Genomic DNA, 18,406 nt, shown 5'->3' on the forward strand with positions numbered 1-18,406 from the left:
TCATTTAGTATTTATTGTAAAGTATAAGAAGCTTGTTTCAGATATTCTATAGCAAAACTTCTTTTAAATTTCTCTAATTAAAGAGCTGCCTTGCTCTAACGTGTCTAGCCACTGCCATTTTTCATGACCGATGAGTTTGCTTTCTTCTAAAGAAAATGTTGTACAGCAACGCCCCAAACGATTTTCTAGAGATTGATTTAAATGTTGATACGTAAATTCAATTTGAGTATCGTTAATCCACTTCCCAATTAAAAAGCCTTTTAAAATTTCACCGCCACCATATTCGGCCCAAATCATGTTGCCTTGTTGGTGATAATGAAATTCTGTTTGACTACTGACCTCACCATTTGCGGTGTTTTCAACAGCAACAAATTTTTTATTATCTAAATTCAACATTAAGTCACTCCGCATCTGATGTATCTATCTCTTATTTTTGCATAATGTAATGCATTTCTACATTTTTCGCTTTTGCGGCTTTTTCTAGATCTGCCTTATCACTTTCACTATCTCCAACAAGGTATAAAGATACATCCTTACCGACCTTTTCTGCATTATTTAGTCCATACATAGCAACTGCTTTATTCACAGATTGACTGTTCCCTGCAATTCCAATGTGTAAATTATCTGTAGCTAAAAGAGATACGAGTCGTTTTCCTGAAGTACCACCTGCGGTTCTAATCGTTGCTACAAGCATTCCATTTGAAACTGGATTTCCTGCTTCTGGAACTTGAAGCATTACTGAGCGATTATCTTTTGGCATTTGTGCCGCTAACTGATCTAAAGATGGACCAGATGAACAAGCAAATAACAAAGTTGAAGTAAGTAGTACAAACAGTTTTTTCATTTTTGTCACCATATCATTCTAATAAATTAACTTTTCGTCCATGCACTCATATGTTGAGTAAATCCAATATGCGGATAATAATCCACGGCTTGCGGAGCCGATAAAAGCACAATTTTAGCTTGTGGATGTAACGCCTGTTTGGTGTGTTCAATTAACTGCAAGCCGATACCTTGTTTTTGATATTGTTCATCAACCGCTAAATCAGATAAATAACAGCAGTAGGCAAAATCTGTCACGGAACGTGCCACACCCACTAATCGTTCACCATCCCAAGCGGTGATTAATAAATCCGCATGGTGCAACATTGCTGCGACACGCTTTTCATCCTCTAACGGACGGCGGGCACCTAATGTTGTTTTATTTAGCAATCCAATAAATTGTTTAACTGAAATCGGTTCATTCACTTTGTAGTCTATCATTTTGCAAGCCTGTGATATTTGATACTCAACTTGTTATAGCAATTTCGCCGCCGCTTTATCCAAATACCATTCCGTCACGCCGTTTTTCGCCTGAATTTTGGCAGCAGGATAAGGCAGATTTTCTGCAGGAGTCGTTTGGATTTCTTTTAAAATATCTGCTTTGCTTTCACCTGTGACTAAATAGGTAATGCGTTTGGCTTGTTCGATGAGTTTGGCTGTTTTAGAAATGCGAATTTGGCCGCTTTCAGGATGTTTTGCAATGACAGCTAGGTTTTCATCATCAAAATTGGTTTGATGTGGGAAGAGAGAAGCAGTATGACCATCTGTCCCCATGCCTAAAATAATCCAATCAAAAACACCGTTTGGAATGACCGCACTTAATTCTTCTTTGAAACGTTTTAGCTCAAAGTGCGGTTCATTTTCGCCACAAATTCTGTGAATGTTTTCCGTTGGAATTTGAATATGATCGAATAAAAGTTTTTGCACTTCACCATAGTTGCTTTCAGGATCAGATGGCAGAACCATACGATCATCTCCCCACCAAAAATGCAGATTTTTCCAGTTAATTTGTTCTGCATAAGGTGATTTTGCTAGGGTTTTAAATAGCAACTTAGGCGTTGAACCACCAGAAAGGGAAATATGTACAGGGTGATTTAATTGACTATAAATCACAAATTCTTGGGCAATTTTATCGACTGCGTGTTGAGCCGTTGGGAAACTGATATAGTTCATTGATTTTCCGTAGGGTAGGCTTTAGCCCACAATTTATTATGTTCGATATTACGAGAGGTGGGCTAAAGCCCACCCTACATTAGATGAATTAAACTTTTTTCTTCATTAAACCTGTCGGTTTACGCCAAACCTTGCCTTGTTTTGCGATTAATTTATCGGCTGCCACAGGGCCCCAAGTGCCCGCTTCATATTCGTGAATACGACCACCATTAGCTTTGTAATCTAAAATCGGTTGCACAAATTTCCATGCAGCATGCACAGCATCAGTACGCGCAAACAAGGTTGCATCGCCTTTCATCGCATCTAACAATAAGCGTTCATAAGCGGTTAATACTTGTGCGCCTGCTAAATCTGCATAACGGAAATCCATTGATACTTCTTTCGCTTCAAAACCTGCGCCTGGTTTTTTCAAACCAAAACGCATTGAAATCGCTTCATCTGGTTGAATACGAATAATCAATTTATTCTCTGGTGCATTTTGGCTGAATACAGGATGTGGCGTAGTTTTAAAATGGATCACAATTTCAGTCACACGAGCTGGTAAACGTTTACCCGTACGAACATAGAACGGCACACCAGCCCAACGCCAGTTTTCAATTTCACAACGTAATGCGATATAGGTTTCAGTGTGAGAATCTGCCGGTACGCCTTTTTCTTCTAAATAACCGTTTTCCATTTTGCCGTTAATTTCAGCCGCAGTGTATTGACCTAAAACGAGATTATGCTCCATATCTTCAGCAGTTAATGGACGCAAACTATGCATCACTTTTGCTACTTCATCACGCATTGAATTCGCATTAATAATCGCTGGCGGCTCCATTGCCACCATCGCTAATACTTGCAATAAATGGTTTTGGAACATATCTCGCATTGCGCCAGAACCATCGTAATAGCCACCGCGTTCTTCCACACCAATAGATTCTGCACCAGTAATTTCTACATAATCAATGAAATTACGGTTCCAAAGCGGTTCAAACCAACCATTTGAGAAACGTAATACGAGCAAGTTTTGAACTGTTTCTTTACCTAAATAATGGTCGATACGATAAATTTGGTGTTCTTCAAAGAAACGGTGGATTTGTACGTCTAACGCTTGCGCTGTTTTTTCATCGTAACCAAAAGGCTTTTCAACAATAATACGCTTCCAGCCATATTCTTCCGTATTTAAACCATGTTCAGCCAAACACTCAGGAATCACGCCATAAAGACTTGGAGGAGTGGACATATAATAAAGGGTGTTACCACAAGTTTTATATTTATCATGAAGATTATCTAAGCGTGGAACAAGTTTTCCATAATCTTGAGCATCAGATGTATTCACTGCCTGGTAATAAAGATGAGAACAGAAAGCATCTAAAGTGTCAGGTGTTGTTTCTTCATTGTTAATTAAAGCCTCACGCATTTTTTCGCGGAAAGTTTCATCATTTAACTCAGAGCGAGCAACACCTAGAACGGAAAAGTTTTCACTCAAACGCCCGATTTTATAGAGATTATAAAGGGCTGGAATGAGTTTACGGTGAGTTAAGTCACCAGACGCGCCAAAGATGACGATACAGTTATTATCAGTTTGCATAATTATTCCTTATAAGATTCCGAGTAATATCGGAAAATAATGCCGTATTCTAGAGAAAAAAACCAATCGAACCAATCAATTAAATTGAAAGATAGAACGCCAATCGAACGATTGATCGCCCACCATGACAAAATGCGGATTAATCAAGGTTTCACGTTGGTTATAGGTTAAAGGCTCAAAATGAGAGTCAAAAATAGCACCGTGAGTTTCACCCAGTAACACTTCAGCGCCCGCGGTATCCCATTCGCCTGTTCGTCCTAAACGAACATAACAATCTACTGCACCTTCAGCCACTAAACCGCTTTTTAAGCTACTTGACCCCACCACAACAAATTCACTAGGAAAATCCTTCGGTAAAATCGACCTCACTTTTTCTTGTGAAGTGGTTGCACCTACCGCAATTCGTAAAGGGCGGTCAAAGTTCATCGTGGTTTTAGTGAGTTTTTTTACCTGATCCAGTTGTTTTTTAAATGCGCCGAAATCACGCATTGCATAATAAGTTGTCGATAAAATTGGTGCATGAATAATGCTTAATACGGGCTTATTTTTACGAACTAAGGTTATCAACACAGAAAATTGATCGGTACGATTAATGAATTGTTGTGTGCCATCAAGAGGATCAATCAACCAATATTCTTTCCAATTTTTACGTTCTTCAAAGGAAATATGGCAATTTTCTTCCGAAAGAACAGGGACATTAGGGAAAAGTGCGGTTAATTTTTCTGTTAAAAATTGGCTCACAAAAAGATCCGCTTCTGTCACAGGCGTGTTGTCTTCTTTCAATTCAACATGAACCTGTTTTTGATAAAACTGTTGCAAATGCTTACCCGCTTGATAAGCAATCAGCAATACCTGGTTAAGTAAATGTTCGTTTAACGTCAGCATAAAATTATTCTCTTGTTTTTGGCAGCAACCACGGCATCACAAATAGAGCATAAAATACCATTCCGCATGTGCTTATTAACCCGAGGGATAATCCCCCTTTGGTCAACCATCCCCAAAAGGAAGTTTCTTGTTCGCCGAGCAATAACAAATAAAAATAAGATGCCATATTGCAGTAAACAAATGAAATGATAGATGAAACTAATACAATCGAAGCAATGTTATAACGTGTGTAACGGAATTTTACAGCTAAAAGTGCGGTTAAAAATGCGGGGATTGTGGCAAGAAGAAATGCTGTGAGAGCATAGCTAGAAAAAGGAACGATAACGCCACTTGAATCATCATCGAACCAAATCAAAAGTGCGGTGACGATGACCTGTAAAATTAGAGGGAAAAAAATAAGTGTTTTTAAGTAAGATTTCATAATAAAAAATAGGCTATCCAAAAGGTAGCCTATTCTAAAATAAATTTAAGGATTAATCAGATTTTTTCGCACGTAATACGCGAGATGCAAAAATCACAATGCCCACGATAAATACGATTAAACCTAACCACTCGCCAATAGTATCCCAGTTTTCAAGATTTAAGGATAATGGCGCTTCAGAACCACCGGTAGTAACAGAAGCCGCAATAATGAATGCTAAAATCACCCCCATTAAGCTTTCACCTACGATTAAACCTGCAGAGAAAAGGGTACCGAAACGTTCTGCTTTAGCTGACACTTCTTTGTTACCAAGTTTTGCAATATGACGAGTCATGATCCACGCTAAGAATGCACCGACAATCACAGGCATATTAATTGATGGTGGTAAGTAAATACCAATCCCCACGGCAATAACTGGCAAGCCAAAGACTTTGTTGCTGACTTTTTTCAAGAATGCATCAATCGTAATTAACACAGCCCCCAAAACCACACCAGTTAAAATGTAAGTCCATTCCAATTTATTGGTAAAAATACCTTGAGAAATGGTGGTCATTAATGTTGCTTGTGGTGCAGATAGGGCTTGTGAAGGATCCATATCTGGACGTGGCAACGCACCGCTGAAACCATACGCGTGATATAAGATTTCTAATACTGGCGCGATAACAAGTGCACCGACAAAGCAGCCAATAATTAATGCTACTTGTTGACGCCAAGGTGTCGCATCTACTAATAAACCGGTTTTTAAATCTTGCAAGTTATCATTAGAAATCGTTGCGGTGGTTAAGACAATTGACGCTGTAAAGAGTGTAAGTGCGGTCAAAAATTTCTGACCATCTACGGTTTCAAATAAGCCAGATGCATTACCGATTGACACCAATACCAATGAAATCACGATAACAGAAATAATCCCGATACCAGAAATTGGGCTTGAAGATGACCCCACTAAACCCGCCATATAACCAGAAGCTGCTGCCACAAAGAAGCCGATAAATACCGCTAAGAAAGTACAAACTACCACTAATAAAATGGAAAGCTCAGGTGAAATCGGTGCAGCCGCGATAAAGTGGTGTAATGAAATAACAATTAACACAACTGTCGCGATTAAGATATAAATCATTGTTTTTGGAGAAAGGTCGATATCAACGCGATGCTCAGATTCAGCCTGTCCACCTTTCAACATACGGAAAGAATGTACCATCCCTTCAATCATTGGTTTCATTAAAATCAGCAATGTCCAAATCGCTGCGATACCAATCGTACCCACACCAATAAAGCGTACTTTCGTTTTCCAAACCACCATAGCAGCATCAATTAAGCTTGCGTCTGCTGCGATATCACCTGACATCGTGAAATATGGCACAGCCACACCCCAAGTCAAAATAACACCGATTAACATCGCAATACCGCCTACGATACCAATTAAATAACCCGCACCAAGCAAGGCAAGCGAAAATCCCATTGGTAATTGGAAAGCCGCTTTACCAGTTTGAATCCAAGCGCTTGCACCATCAGCCATCACGCGTAAACCGTTAGTTAAAAATGCAACTAATCCCGCTAAAACACCACCGTAAGCAATATCTTTCACACCGCTGTCGCCATCTGCATGATTACCTGCTTTTAAGATTTCTGCAGCAGCTACACCTTCAGGATAAGGTAAATCACTGTTTACCACCATCGCACGGCGTAATGGAATAGTGAATAACACGCCCAATGTACCACCCGCAGCACAAATCAACATAGTTTGCCAGAATGGGAAGTCTTGCCAGTAACCCATCATTAATAAGCCTGGTAAGACGAAGATCACAGAAGAAAGTGTCCCCGCTGAAGATGCTTGTGTTTGCACCATGTTATTTTCAAGAATACTAGAATCTTTGAAAAATTTGAGTACCGCCATAGAAATGACAGCCGCCGGAATAGATGACGCAAATGTCATCCCCACTTTTAGACCGAGATACACATTGGATGCAGTGAAAATCACTGTAATCAATGCGCCGAGGATGATCCCTCGAAAGGTCAATTCTTTTAAGTTTTCGTTATGCATATGTTACATCCTTAAGTAAAAAAAAGAGAACACTTTAAAAATCGCAAAAAACGCATATTTTTTCAAGTACTTTTAATCTTAATTTTATTCAATTAGAAAATATTTAAATTAAGCGGTATTTCTCTTTCCTAATTTAATAAAAATGCAATAAATAAGATTTGTGATACTATCTTATTCAATAATAACGTAATCCCAAAGGTAAATTCATGACTAGCAAAGAAGGTGTCCGCTTAGATAAATGGTTATGGGCAGCACGTTTTTACAAAACTCGTACTATCGCCAAAACCATGATTGATGGGGGAAAAATACACTATAATGGACAAAGTGCTAAAGTTAGTAAAATTGTAGAACTAGGGGCATTAATAAAATTACGCCAAGGGAATGAAGAAAAAGAAGTTGAAGTACTTGCATTAAGTGATCAACGTCGTGGCGCACCTGATGCACAATTACTTTACCGAGAAACTGAAACAAGCCTAAAAAAACGTGAAGAAATAGCATGGGCTCGTAAAAATAATGCATTATCTATGCCCCATCCTAATCGTCACCCAAATAAACAAGAAAGACGTAATTTACTAAAATTTAAACACCAAGATCACTTTGAATAAAAAAATAACCGCACTTAATCTTACAAGCATGGTTATTTTTCTTACTATATTTCGATTAAATATCTAAATTTGCTCTTAACGCATTCAGCTCAATGAACTCACGGCGTGGCTCAACTTCATCTCCCATTAAGGTCGTGAAGAGTTGATCCGCTGCAACAGCATCCTTAATAGAAACTTTCAACATACGACGTGAATTTGGATCCATTGTAGTTTCCCAAAGTTGATCTGCGTTCATTTCACCAAGTCCTTTATAACGTTGAACTTCAAGGCCTTTACGAGATTCTTTTACCAGCCATTCAACGGCTTGTTCAAAGCTACGCACTGGTTGTACTTTTTCACCACGAGTAACATAAGCGCCTTCTTCCAATAAACCATTGAGTTGTTTATTAAGAGAAACAATTTTCGCGTATTCATTGCCGTGAACAAAATCAAAATTTAAGAAATAATCGGTATCAATACCGTGTTTACGAACCGTAATCACCGCTTCATATACTTGGCGTTCCGCGTTAAATTGTGTACGCACTGAATATTGATGTGCTTCTGTTTCTTTTGCAGTCAGTTGTTCAACAAAAGATTTACCCCAATTTTCCACCGCACTTTCGTCTTTCATCATTTCAACAGAAATTGGCGACTGATAAATTAATCCTTGCAACACAGGAGTTGGATAGTGGCGACTTAAACGACTGATAAGTTTTTGTACGCTGTTATATTCTGCCACCAATTTCTCAAATACAAGAGCATTCATTGCTGGTGCATTTGCGCTGATATGTAATTCTGCGCCATCTAACGCAAGCGTTAATTCATATTGCTCCATTTCATCCGCATCTTTAATGTAGCGTTCTTGTTTTCCTTTTTTCACTTTGTAAAGTGGCGGCTGAGCAATGTAAACATAACCACGTTCAATAAGCTCAGGCATTTGACGATAGAAAAACGTTAAAAGCAACGTACGAATGTGAGAACCATCCACATCAGCATCAGTCATGATAATGATATGATGATAGCGTAATTTATCTGGGTTATATTCATCACGACCAATACCGCAACCTAAGGCAGTAATCAATGTTCCCACCTCTTGGGAAGACAACATTTTGTCAAAACGTGCTTTTTCTACGTTTAAGATTTTACCTTTCAATGGCAAAATTGCTTGAGTTTTACGATCGCGACCAACTTTTGCAGAACCACCTGCGGAGTCCCCCTCCACCAAGTAAAGTTCAGAAAGTGCAGGATCTTTTTCTTGGCAGTCTGCAAGTTTACCTGGTAAACCTGCAATATCTAACGCCCCTTTACGACGCGTCATTTCACGAGCTTTACGTGCTGCTTCGCGCGCACGAGCGGCCATAATAATTTGATTTACAATGATTTTTGCATCTGCCGGATTTTCCAATAAATATTCCTGCATTTTTTCATTCATCGCAGATTCCACCGCACTTTTAACTTCTGAAGACACGAGTTTGTCTTTCGTTTGCGATGAGAATTTTGGATCAGGCACTTTAACTGAAATAATCGCAACTAAACCTTCACGCGCATCATCGCCTGAAGTCGCCACTTTTTCTTTTTTCAGCATACCCTCGTTTTCCATATAGCTATTTAAACTACGGGTTAAAGCCCCACGGAAACCTGCTAAGTGAGTACCGCCATCACGTTGAGGAATGTTATTGGTGAAGCAATACACGTTTTCATTTACACCATCATTCCACTGCAAGGCAACTTCTACACCGATACCATCTTTCTCAGCGGTAAAATAAAATGGTTTTGGATGAATTGGGTTTTTATTTTTATTCAAATATTCGACAAATGCTTGAATACCGCCTTCGTAATGGAAATGATCTTCAGAGCCATCACGTTTATCGATTAAACGAATAGATACGCCTGAGTTCAAGAAAGAAAGCTCACGTAAGCGTTTTGCTAAGATTTTGTAATCAAAGGTTGTGATAGCAAAAATATCTGAGCTTGGCCAGAAACGAACCGTTGTCCCCGTTGCCTCTGTGTCACCAATCACTGTTAATGGCGCTTGTGGCTCACCTAAATGATAGAATTGCTCATGAACGTGACCTTGACGACGAATGGTTAACTGTAATTTATCAGAAAGCGCATTCACCACTGATACACCTACACCGTGTAAACCGCCCGATACTTTATAAGAGTTATCGTCAAATTTACCGCCAGCGTGAAGCACGGTCATGATAACTTCTGCTGCAGAAACGCCTTCTTCAGGGTGAATATCCACAGGAATACCACGCCCATCATCTTGTACCGATACAGAATTATCATCATGAATTGTCACGATAATATCGGAACAATGGCCAGCGAGGGCTTCATCAATGGCATTATCCACCACTTCAAATACCATATGGTGCAAACCAGTACCATCATCAGTATCACCGATATACATACCTGGACGTTTACGCACCGCATCAAGGCCTTTTAATACTTTAATGCTCGATGCACCATAGTTATCATTGGTCGTTTCTGACATAATTTATCTCATTCTTTTGTAAATAAAAATTGGGTGGGATTATAGCAAAAAATCGCCGTTTTGGCGATGCTTTTCGGGAAAGGAAAGATATAAAAAAGGGCGAATAATCTCGCCCTATAACTTGTTATTTTTTCCAATTTTTTAGCGCATCAGCAAAGGCATTGCCCATCGCATTATTACCTCTTGAACTACGCTCCTCTCGCTGCGTATTTCCACGAGGTCTTGCAGATAAAGTACGGTCAGATTTGCTATCATTTTTGACCGCACTTTCATCTAATCGCATCGTTAACGCAATACGTTTACGCGGCACATCTACTTCCAACACTTTTACTTTTACGATATCACCAGTTTTCACCACTTGATGTGGATCTTCGACGAATTTATCGCTTAATGATGAAATATGTACTAAACCGTCTTGGTGAACACCGATATCCACAAATGCGCCGAAGTTGGTCACATTGGTCACCGTACCTTCTAAAATCATACCTGGTTTTAAATCGGTGATTTCTTCCACACCTTCTGCGAATACAGCCGTTTTGAACTCGCCGCGTGGATCGCGACCCGGTTTTTCCAATTCTTTAAAAATATCTTGAACCGTTGGTAAACCAAATTGCTCATCAATGAATTGTTTAGCGTCAAGTTGATGCACCACACCAGCGTTACCCATTAAATCTTGGATAGATTGCGCGGTGGCTTGCAAGATTTTTTCGACAACAGGATAAGCTTCTGGGTGAACACCTGAAGCATCAAGTGGATTTTTCCCGTCTGCAATACGCATAAAGCCCGCACATTGCTCAAAGGCTTTTGGCCCTAAACGTGGCACTTTTTTCAATTCTGCACGACTTTCAAAACGACCATTTTCATCACGGTATTCCACAATGTTTTGCGCTAAGGTTTTCGTCATCCCTGCCACGCGAGCAAGTAATGGTGCAGATGCCGTATTCAAATCCACACCTACTGCGTTTACACAGTCTTCCACCACCGCATCGAGTTTACGCGCAAGTTGGGTTTGATTTACATCGTGCTGATATTGCCCCACACCAATGGCTTTCGGTTCGATTTTCACTAATTCTGCCAATGGATCTTGTAAACGACGGGCGATAGAGACCGCACCACGCAAAGATACATCTAAATTCGGAAATTCATTTGCGGCAAATTCAGAAGCAGAATAAACGGATGCGCCCGCTTCGCTCACTACAACGGTTTGAGGTTTATTTTCTTTGATTTCTTTAATCACTTCTTTCGCAAAACGTTCTGTTTCACGAGAAGCTGTACCATTACCAATGGCAATTAACTCTACGTTATGTTTGCGGATTAAGCTGAAAATCGCCACTTGCGCTTCAGCTTCACGCCCCGTGTGTGGATAAATGGTGGTGGTATCTAATAATTTACCTGTGTTATCCACCACTGCGACTTTAACCCCCGTACGTAAGCCTGGGTCCAAGCCCATGGTGCTCTTCGCGCCAGCGGGTGCCGCCATTAAAAGTGCGGTCAGATTTCGAGCGAAAACATCAATAGCTTCTTCCTCCGCTTTTTCACGTAAACTTGCCATTAATTCCGTTTCTAAATGCAACGACACTTTGATTTTCCATGTCCACGCAATCACTTGCTCACGCCATTTATCCGCAGGATGACCTGTAAAACGTACATCTAAATAATCACGAATAATTTCTTCACAATAACTTTGGCGACTTCCCTCTTCCGCATCAGGATCAGCATTTAAGCTTAATTGTAAAATGCCCTCATTACGTCCACGGAACATCGCTAATGCACGGTGAGAAGGCGCATTTTTCAATAATTCTTGGTGGTCGAAATAATCTTGGAATTTTGCGCCGTCCGTTTCTTTGCCTTCGATCACTTTGGATACGATAACCGCATTTTTTGCTAAATAATCACGGACTTTCGCTAATAAACCTGCATCTTCAGCAAAACGCTCCATTAAAATATAGCGTGCACCATCAAGGGCTACTTTGGTGTCTGTCACGCCTTTATCAGCATCAACAAAGGAAAGTGCGGTTGATTCTGGATCATTTTTCGGCTCGTTCCAAAGTAAATCAGCCAATGGCTCAAGACCAGCTTCAATGGCAATTTGGCCTTTGGTGCGACGTTTTGGTTTATATGGTAAATACAAATCTTCTAATTCAGTTTTGCTTTGTGTCGCATGGATTTTATCGCGCAATTCAGCGGTCAATTTCCCTTGCTCTTCAATGGATTTCAAAATGGTTTGACGACGTTCTTCTAATTCACGCAAATAAATTAAACGGGTTTCAAAATGACGAAGTTGGGTGTCATCTAGACCACCTGTGGCTTCTTTACGATAACGAGCGATAAATGGAATGGTGTTGCCATCATCTAATAATTGAATGGCAGCGAGGATTTGTTGGGGTTGAACGGTTAATTCTGCCGCAATAATTTGGCTAATTTGTTGATTTAACATTGTCATACTTCTTTGTTATGAAAAGATTCGAGAAAAAACGGGGATAGAATACTGGTTTTAGGCTGTTGGCTCAAATATAATTCGAAAAACTTTCTTTTATTTTTATTATGGCAAAATCAAATTATATTACCCGTCAAGGCTGGAATGAGCTTGATCAAGAACTCAAGTTTTTGTGGAAAGAAGAACGTCCCAAAGTTACCCAAGCTGTTTCAGATGCCGCTGCTCTTGGTGACCGCAGTGAGAATGCAGAATATATTTACGGAAAACGTCGTTTACGTGAAATTGATCGTCGAGTACGTTTTCTTTCTAAACGACTAGAAGTGCTACAAATAGTAGATTACAGCCCTAAACAAGAAGGTAAAGTGTTTTTTGGTGCGTGGGTTGAGCTAGAAAATGAAGAGGGAGAAGTGAAGCAATATCGCCTAGTCGGTTGTGATGAATTCGATCCTGCTAAAAACTGGATCTCCATTGATTCTCCTGTTGCGCGTGCTTTAATCGGTAAAAGCGTTGACGATGAAATCCATGTAAAAACGCCCTCTGGCAAAATAATTCTCTATGTGAACCGAATTTGGTATGAGAAATAAGCAATGAAAAAACATTCATCATCTTTCTCTTTAAATAAGATCAAACAAAATTCGAATAATTTTCACCGCACTTTCAAGCAAAAGTCAAAGTTTAAACTCATCTCACTAAAAGAAACGAAAGTTATCGTATTTAATAAACCCTTTGACGTGCTTACTCAATTTACTGATGAGCAAGGTCGTCGCACATTAAAAGATTTTATTTCTATTCCAAATGTTTATGCAGCAGGACGATTAGATAGAGATAGTGAGGGATTATTGATTCTAACTAACAATGGCGAACTACAACATCGCTTAGCAGATCCTCAATTTAAAACAGAAAAAACTTATTGGGTACAAATTGAAGGAATACCCGAAGAAAAAACTTTAGATCAACTTAGAAAAGGCGTAAAACTTAAAGATGGCATAACTAGCCCAGCCAAAGTATGCCATATCTCCGAACCTAACCTATGGGAACGAAATCCGCCCATCCGAGATCGTAAAAATATTCCAACAAGTTGGCTAGAAATAAAAATCAGTGAAGGGCGTAATCGTCAAGTTCGTAGAATGACCGCCCATATTGGTTTCCCTACTTTACGGCTAATAAGAGTAAATATCGGCGATTTATCCATAAATAATTTAAAAAATGGTGCATTTAGATCATTGTCATTAGATGAAATAAAAGACCTATTTAATCAATTAAAGATAAGATACTAATCCGATAAATATAACTTGATAACTATAAATATTATAGAGATATATCTAATATCTCATAAACAAAAAGTGCGATGAAAACTCACCGCACTTTTCTCTTACTTGTCTCTTAGACTATTTCGCTACATCTATTATTTGATGATTTTCGCTACAACGCCCGCACCAACTGTACGACCACCTTCACGGATTGCGAAACGTAAACCTTGGTCCATCGCAATTGGGTGGATTAAGCTTACTGTCATTTTGATGTTATCGCCTGGCATTACCATTTCCACGCCTTCTGGTAATTCGATAGTACCAGTTACGTCAGTTGTACGGAAATAGAATTGTGGACGGTAACCTTTGAAGAATGGAGTATGACGACCACCTTCTTCTTTTGATAATACGTACACTTCTGATTCGAAGTCAGTGTGTGGTGTGATTGAACCTGGTTTAGCTAGTACTTGACCACGTTCGATTTCTTCACGTTTGGTACCACGTAATAATGCACCGATGTTTTCACCTGCACGACCTTCGTCAAGTAATTTACGGAACATTTCAACACCCGTTACAGTAGTTTTCGCAGTTGGTTTGATACCTACGATTTCTACTTCATCACCAGTACGGATGATACCACGTTCTACACGACCTGTTACTACTGTACCACGACCTGAGATTGAGAACACGTCTTCGATTGGAAGAAGGAACGGTTGGTCAATCGCACGTTCTGGTTCTGGGATGTAAGTATCTAAGTGGTTTGCTAATTCAAGGATTTTTTCTTCCCATTCTGCTACGCCATTTAATGCTTGTAATGCAGAACCACGTACGATTGGCGTATCGTCACCTGGGAAGTCATATTGAGAAAGAAGTTCACGAACTTCCATTTCTACTAATTCTAATAACTCTTCATCATCTACCATGTCGCATTTGTTTAAGAATACGATGATGTATGGAACACCTACTTGGCGACCTAATAAGATGTGCTCACGAGTTTGTGGCATTGGACCATCAGTTGCTGCTACTACTAAGATAGCACCATCCATTTGTGCCGCACCAGTAATCATGTTTTTAACATAGTCGGCGTGTCCCGGACAGTCAACGTGTGCGTAGTGACGAGTTGCTGTATCGTACTCAACGTGTGAAGTGTTGATGGTGATACCACGCGCTTTTTCTTCTGGCGCGTTATCGATTTGGTCAAATGCGCGAGCCGCACCACCGTAGTGTTTAGATAATACGGTTGTGATTGCTGCTGTTAAAGTTGTTTTACCGTGGTCAACGTGGCCGATTGTACCCACGTTTACGTGCGGTTTTGTACGTTCAAATTTTTCTTTAGACATTGCTAATGTTTCCTAAGAAGTGCGGTATAAAACACTCATGTTTTACACCGCTGGTTTACAAAAATTATTTTTTACGCGCTTCAATTACTGCAGCTGCAACACTTGTTGGAGCTTCAGCATATTTTAACGGTTCCATTGAGTAAGATGCACGACCTTGAGTTTGTGAACGTAAGTCTGTTGCATAGCCGAACATTTCTGAAAGTGGAACTTCAGCATCGATCTTAACAACGAACTCATTCGCTTCTTGACCGTTCACCATAGCACGACGACGGCTTAAGTCACCAATTACATCACCAACATATTCAGGTGGAGTTTCAACTTCAACTTTCATAATCGGCTCAAGTAATACTGGGTTTGCTTTTGCGAATGCTGCTTTAAATGCTAAAGATGCAGCAAGTTTAAACGCTAACTCAGATGAGTCCACATCATGGTATGAACCGAAGTGTAAACGTACACCAAGATCAACTACTGGGTAGCCCGCTAATGGACCAGATTTAAGCTGTTCTTGGATACCTTTATCAACCGCAGGAATGTATTCACCAGGGATTACACCACCTTTGATTTCATTTACGAATTCGTAACCTGGGCCTTCTGGATCTAATGGATATAAGTCAATAACAACGTGACCATATTGACCGCGACCACCAGATTGTTTTGCATGTTTACCTTCTACATCATTAACACGAGTGCGGATAGTTTCACGATAAGATACTTGTGGTTTACCGATGTTAGCTTCTACTTTAAACTCACGTTTCATACGGTCAACGATGATATCTAAGTGTAATTCACCCATACCAGAAATAATGGTTTCGCCAGATTCTTCATCAGTGTGAACACGGAATGAAGGGTCTTCTTGTGCTAAACGGCCTAATGCTAAGCCCATTTTTTCTTGGTCAGCTTTAGTTTTTGGTTCTACCGCAACAGAGATTACTGGCTCAGGGAATTCCATACGCTCAAGGATGATTGGTGCTTCAATTGCACATAATGTATCACCAGTAGTTACATCTTTTAAGCCGATAGCAGCTGCAATGTCACCTGCACGAACTTCTTTAATTTCTTCACGTTTATTAGCGTGCATCTGTACGATACGACCAAAACGTTCACGTTTTTGACGTACAGAGTTTAATACTGTGTCACCAGAATTAATAACACCAGAATATACACGGAAGAAGGTTAAGTTACCTACGAACGGGTCAGTTGCAATTTTAAATGCTAATGAAGAGAATGGTTCTTCATCACTTGCATGACGTTCGCCTTCAGTTTCATCAAGGTTGATACCTTTGATCGCTGGAATATCAGTTGGTGCCGGTAAGTATTCAACAACGGCATCTAGCATAGCTTGAACACCTTTGTTTTTGAACGCAGAACCACAAGTTACTAAGATGATTTCGTTTGCTAATACACGTTGACGTAATGCAAGTTTGATTTCTTCTTCAGAAAGATCTTCACCGCCAAGGTATTTTTCCATTAATTCTTCAGATGCTTCAGCCGCTGCTTCTACAAGGTTTTGACGCCATTCTTCACAGTCTGCTTGCATATTTGCAGGCACATCTTCATAGGTAAATGTCATACCTTGATCTGCTTCATTCCAGTTAATCGCTTTCATTTTGATCAAGTCAACAACACCGGTGAAGTTATCTTCTGCACCAATTGGAAGTTGAAGAGGAACTGCGTTAGCACCTAAACGAGTTTTCAATTGCTCAACTACGCGTAAGAAATTTGCACCAGTACGGTCCATCTTGTTTACGAACGCAATACGTGGCACTTGATATTTGTTAGCTTGACGCCATACAGTTTCAGATTGTGGTTGAACACCACCAACCGCACAGTAAACCATTACCGCACCATCAAGAACACGCATAGAACGTTCTACTTCAACAGTAAAGTCTACGTGTCCTGGAGTATCGATAACATTGATGCGGTGTTGTTGGAACTGTTGTGACATACCAGACCAGAATGCAGTTGTTGCCGCAGAGGTAATGGTAATACCACGCTCTTGTTCTTGTTCCATCCAGTCCATCGTTGCTGCACCATCGTGCACTTCGCCGATTTTGTGGCTAACACCAGTATAGAATAAGATACGCTCAGTAGTCGTGGTTTTACCCGCATCAATATGCGCACTGATACCGATATTACGATATCTTTCAATAGGGGTTGTACGAGCCATTATTATAACCTTGTTTATTTAATATCAGTTTATATAAGGGTAAGGCTTCATCAATGATGAAGCCCTTTAAATTCAAAACTTATTACCAACGGTAGTGAGCAAATGCTTTGTTAGCTTCAGCCATGCGGTGAACATCTTCACGTTTTTTCACTGCTGCACCTTTATTATCTGAAGCATCAGATAATTCGTTTGCAAGGCGTAAAGCCATTGATTTATCACCACGTTTACGTGCTGCTTCAACGATCCAACGCATACCTAATGCGTTACGACGTACAGGACGCACTTCAACTGGTACTTGGTAAGTAGAACCACCAACACGGCGAGATTTAACCTCAACAGTTGGACGTACGTTTTCAAGTGCAACTTCAAACGCTTCTAAAGGCTCTTTACCTGTGCGTTGTGCTAAAGTTTCTAAAGCACCATAAACGATTGATTCAGCAACGGATTTTTTACCGTCTACCATGATTACATTAATAAATTTTGCAAGTAACTCTGAACCGAACTTCGGATCTGGAAGAATCTTGCGTGCTTCAACACTACGACGACGTGGCATTGCGAATTTCTCCGTATTTTAATCTTCAGGATATCCAAAACCCATCAGCAATATTTCTCTTTGAGAAAATTTGCAGCGCAAAGCGCTTTTTGACTGGAGTTTATGGTTTAAATTGTTTTGCTAATTTAGACGTTTGGCCTTACTTAACGGAGAACCATTAAGCTTTAGGGCGTTTAACGCCGTATTTAGAACGACCTTGTTTACGATCTTTAACGCCTGCGCAGTCTAATGCACCGCGTACTGTGTGGTAACGCACACCCGGTAAGTCTTTAACACGACCACCACGGATTAATACAACACTGTGCTCTTGAAGGTTGTGACCTTCACCACCGATATAAGAAGTTACTTCAAAACCGTTAGTTAAGCGGATACGACATACTTTACGTAACGCTGAGTTTGGTTTTTTAGGAGTTGTAGTATATACACGAGTACATACACCACGTTTCTGCGGGCAAGCCTCTAATGCAGGAACGTTGCTTTTTACAACCTTTTTCACACGCGGTTTGCGTACTAGCTGGTTGATAGTTGCCATTAAAAAAGCTCCAGTTTAAATGTTATTCAATAATAGAATGTTGTTCAAGAAATCTACTTCCATAGAAATAGACAGCGAATTTTAATCGTTATGAGGTTTGTTGTCAATAATTAAACAGAGCCCAAGATCCA

17 protein-coding genes are annotated in these 18,406 nt (G+C 39.9%); 3 read left to right on the top strand and 14 right to left on the bottom strand.

Going from position 1 to position 18,406, the window contains the following annotated elements:
* Positions 1-63: 63 nt before the first annotated feature.
* The 8 genes from C3V42_RS03590 to C3V42_RS03625 all read right to left on the bottom strand — a co-directional run bounded on the left by C3V42_RS03590 (position 64) and on the right by C3V42_RS03625 (position 6,915).
* The gene (locus C3V42_RS03590; protein ID WP_106013670.1) at positions 64-396 is read right to left on the bottom strand and encodes a n-acetylglutamate synthase; all 333 of its coding nucleotides are present in this window, start codon (positions 394-396) and stop codon (positions 64-66) included.
* 31 nt (positions 397-427) lie between these two features.
* Positions 428-844 carry a hypothetical protein gene (locus tag C3V42_RS03595; RefSeq protein ID WP_032828078.1) on the bottom strand — a complete coding sequence of 139 codons (417 nt, stop codon included), beginning with the start codon at positions 842-844 and terminating at the stop codon, positions 428-430.
* A 26-nt stretch (positions 845-870) separates the two neighbouring features.
* On the bottom strand, positions 871-1,263 hold the full coding sequence (locus C3V42_RS03600; RefSeq protein ID WP_106013672.1) for a GNAT family N-acetyltransferase: 393 nt from the start codon (positions 1,261-1,263) through the stop codon (positions 871-873).
* 33 nt (positions 1,264-1,296) lie between these two features.
* Positions 1,297-1,995, bottom strand: coding sequence for a 6-phosphogluconolactonase (pgl, locus tag C3V42_RS03605; protein WP_106013673.1), 699 nt, complete (start codon positions 1,993-1,995; stop codon positions 1,297-1,299).
* A gap of 88 nt (positions 1,996-2,083) precedes the next feature.
* On the bottom strand, positions 2,084-3,568 hold the full coding sequence (gene zwf, locus C3V42_RS03610) for a glucose-6-phosphate dehydrogenase (protein WP_106013675.1): 1,485 nt from the start codon (positions 3,566-3,568) through the stop codon (positions 2,084-2,086).
* A gap of 75 nt (positions 3,569-3,643) precedes the next feature.
* The gene (gene cysQ, locus C3V42_RS03615) at positions 3,644-4,453 is read right to left on the bottom strand and encodes a 3'(2'),5'-bisphosphate nucleotidase CysQ (RefSeq protein ID WP_106013677.1); all 810 of its coding nucleotides are present in this window, start codon (positions 4,451-4,453) and stop codon (positions 3,644-3,646) included.
* A gap of 4 nt (positions 4,454-4,457) precedes the next feature.
* Positions 4,458-4,874, bottom strand: coding sequence for a hypothetical protein (locus C3V42_RS03620; protein ID WP_106013678.1), 417 nt, complete (start codon positions 4,872-4,874; stop codon positions 4,458-4,460).
* A 52-nt stretch (positions 4,875-4,926) separates the two neighbouring features.
* Positions 4,927-6,915, bottom strand: coding sequence for an oligopeptide transporter, OPT family (locus tag C3V42_RS03625; protein ID WP_106013680.1), 1,989 nt, complete (start codon positions 6,913-6,915; stop codon positions 4,927-4,929).
* Between the two features lie 206 nt (positions 6,916-7,121).
* Here C3V42_RS03625 and hslR point away from each other — a divergent pair, with 206 nt between their 5' ends.
* Entirely contained in the window at positions 7,122-7,520 is a 399-nt protein-coding gene (gene hslR / locus C3V42_RS03630) for a ribosome-associated heat shock protein Hsp15 (RefSeq protein WP_106013682.1), read from the top strand.
* 55 nt (positions 7,521-7,575) lie between these two features.
* Here the strand turns inward: hslR and gyrB are convergent, their stop codons facing one another.
* Both gyrB and C3V42_RS03640 read right to left on the bottom strand, forming a co-directional pair.
* The gene (gene gyrB, locus C3V42_RS03635) at positions 7,576-9,996 is read right to left on the bottom strand and encodes a DNA topoisomerase (ATP-hydrolyzing) subunit B (protein WP_106013684.1); all 2,421 of its coding nucleotides are present in this window, start codon (positions 9,994-9,996) and stop codon (positions 7,576-7,578) included.
* Between the two features lie 124 nt (positions 9,997-10,120).
* Positions 10,121-12,433, bottom strand: a complete 2,313-nt coding sequence (locus C3V42_RS03640; RefSeq protein ID WP_065265529.1) for a Tex family protein — start codon at positions 12,431-12,433, stop codon at positions 10,121-10,123.
* A gap of 107 nt (positions 12,434-12,540) precedes the next feature.
* Here C3V42_RS03640 and greB point away from each other — a divergent pair, with 107 nt between their 5' ends.
* Both greB and C3V42_RS03650 read left to right on the top strand, forming a co-directional pair.
* Positions 12,541-13,017: a transcription elongation factor GreB gene (gene greB, locus C3V42_RS03645; protein WP_048953387.1), complete on the top strand. Its 477-nt coding sequence runs from the start codon at positions 12,541-12,543 to the stop codon at positions 13,015-13,017.
* A gap of 3 nt (positions 13,018-13,020) precedes the next feature.
* Complete coding sequence (locus tag C3V42_RS03650) at positions 13,021-13,710, top strand: rRNA large subunit pseudouridine synthase E (RefSeq protein ID WP_065265527.1); 690 nt, start codon at positions 13,021-13,023, stop codon at positions 13,708-13,710.
* A gap of 128 nt (positions 13,711-13,838) precedes the next feature.
* Here C3V42_RS03650 and tuf read toward each other — a convergent pair whose 3' ends face one another.
* From tuf to rpsL, 4 genes are all read right to left on the bottom strand, one after another.
* Positions 13,839-15,023 (bottom strand): elongation factor Tu, encoded by a 1,185-nt coding sequence (tuf, locus tag C3V42_RS03655; protein WP_065265526.1) that lies wholly within the window; start codon positions 15,021-15,023, stop codon positions 13,839-13,841.
* A 64-nt stretch (positions 15,024-15,087) separates the two neighbouring features.
* Positions 15,088-17,190: an elongation factor G gene (gene fusA, locus C3V42_RS03660; protein WP_009501123.1), complete on the bottom strand. Its 2,103-nt coding sequence runs from the start codon at positions 17,188-17,190 to the stop codon at positions 15,088-15,090.
* Positions 17,191-17,272: 82 nt separating this feature from the next.
* Positions 17,273-17,743 (bottom strand): 30S ribosomal protein S7, encoded by a 471-nt coding sequence (gene rpsG, locus C3V42_RS03665; protein WP_005626581.1) that lies wholly within the window; start codon positions 17,741-17,743, stop codon positions 17,273-17,275.
* A 157-nt stretch (positions 17,744-17,900) separates the two neighbouring features.
* On the bottom strand, positions 17,901-18,275 hold the full coding sequence (gene rpsL / locus C3V42_RS03670) for a 30S ribosomal protein S12 (RefSeq protein ID WP_005543325.1): 375 nt from the start codon (positions 18,273-18,275) through the stop codon (positions 17,901-17,903).
* Positions 18,276-18,406: the final 131 nt, after the last annotated feature.

Source organism: Haemophilus sp. oral taxon 036, from assembly GCF_002998595.1.
Taxonomy (GTDB): domain Bacteria; phylum Pseudomonadota; class Gammaproteobacteria; order Enterobacterales; family Pasteurellaceae; genus Haemophilus; species Haemophilus haemolyticus_K.

Coding starts and splice junctions, on each gene's coding strand:
- C3V42_RS03620 (WP_106013678.1), bottom strand. CDS start 4,874: ATGAAATCTTACTTAAAAACACTTATTTTTTTCCCTCTAATTTTACAG.
- fusA (WP_009501123.1), bottom strand. CDS start 17,190: ATGGCTCGTACAACCCCTATTGAAAGATATCGTAATATCGGTATCAGT.
- C3V42_RS03650 (WP_065265527.1), top strand. CDS start 13,021: ATGAAAAAACATTCATCATCTTTCTCTTTAAATAAGATCAAACAAAAT.
- C3V42_RS03600 (WP_106013672.1), bottom strand. CDS start 1,263: ATGATAGACTACAAAGTGAATGAACCGATTTCAGTTAAACAATTTATT.
- gyrB (WP_106013684.1), bottom strand. CDS start 9,996: ATGTCAGAAACGACCAATGATAACTATGGTGCATCGAGCATTAAAGTA.
- hslR (WP_106013682.1), top strand. CDS start 7,122: ATGACTAGCAAAGAAGGTGTCCGCTTAGATAAATGGTTATGGGCAGCA.
- pgl (WP_106013673.1), bottom strand. CDS start 1,995: ATGAACTATATCAGTTTCCCAACGGCTCAACACGCAGTCGATAAAATT.
- cysQ (WP_106013677.1), bottom strand. CDS start 4,453: ATGCTGACGTTAAACGAACATTTACTTAACCAGGTATTGCTGATTGCT.
- greB (WP_048953387.1), top strand. CDS start 12,541: ATGGCAAAATCAAATTATATTACCCGTCAAGGCTGGAATGAGCTTGAT.
- C3V42_RS03625 (WP_106013680.1), bottom strand. CDS start 6,915: ATGCATAACGAAAACTTAAAAGAATTGACCTTTCGAGGGATCATCCTC.
- rpsL (WP_005543325.1), bottom strand. CDS start 18,275: ATGGCAACTATCAACCAGCTAGTACGCAAACCGCGTGTGAAAAAGGTT.
- C3V42_RS03590 (WP_106013670.1), bottom strand. CDS start 396: ATGTTGAATTTAGATAATAAAAAATTTGTTGCTGTTGAAAACACCGCA.
- zwf (WP_106013675.1), bottom strand. CDS start 3,568: ATGCAAACTGATAATAACTGTATCGTCATCTTTGGCGCGTCTGGTGAC.
- C3V42_RS03640 (WP_065265529.1), bottom strand. CDS start 12,433: ATGTTAAATCAACAAATTAGCCAAATTATTGCGGCAGAATTAACCGTT.
- C3V42_RS03595 (WP_032828078.1), bottom strand. CDS start 844: ATGAAAAAACTGTTTGTACTACTTACTTCAACTTTGTTATTTGCTTGT.
- rpsG (WP_005626581.1), bottom strand. CDS start 17,743: ATGCCACGTCGTCGTAGTGTTGAAGCACGCAAGATTCTTCCAGATCCG.
- tuf (WP_065265526.1), bottom strand. CDS start 15,023: ATGTCTAAAGAAAAATTTGAACGTACAAAACCGCACGTAAACGTGGGT.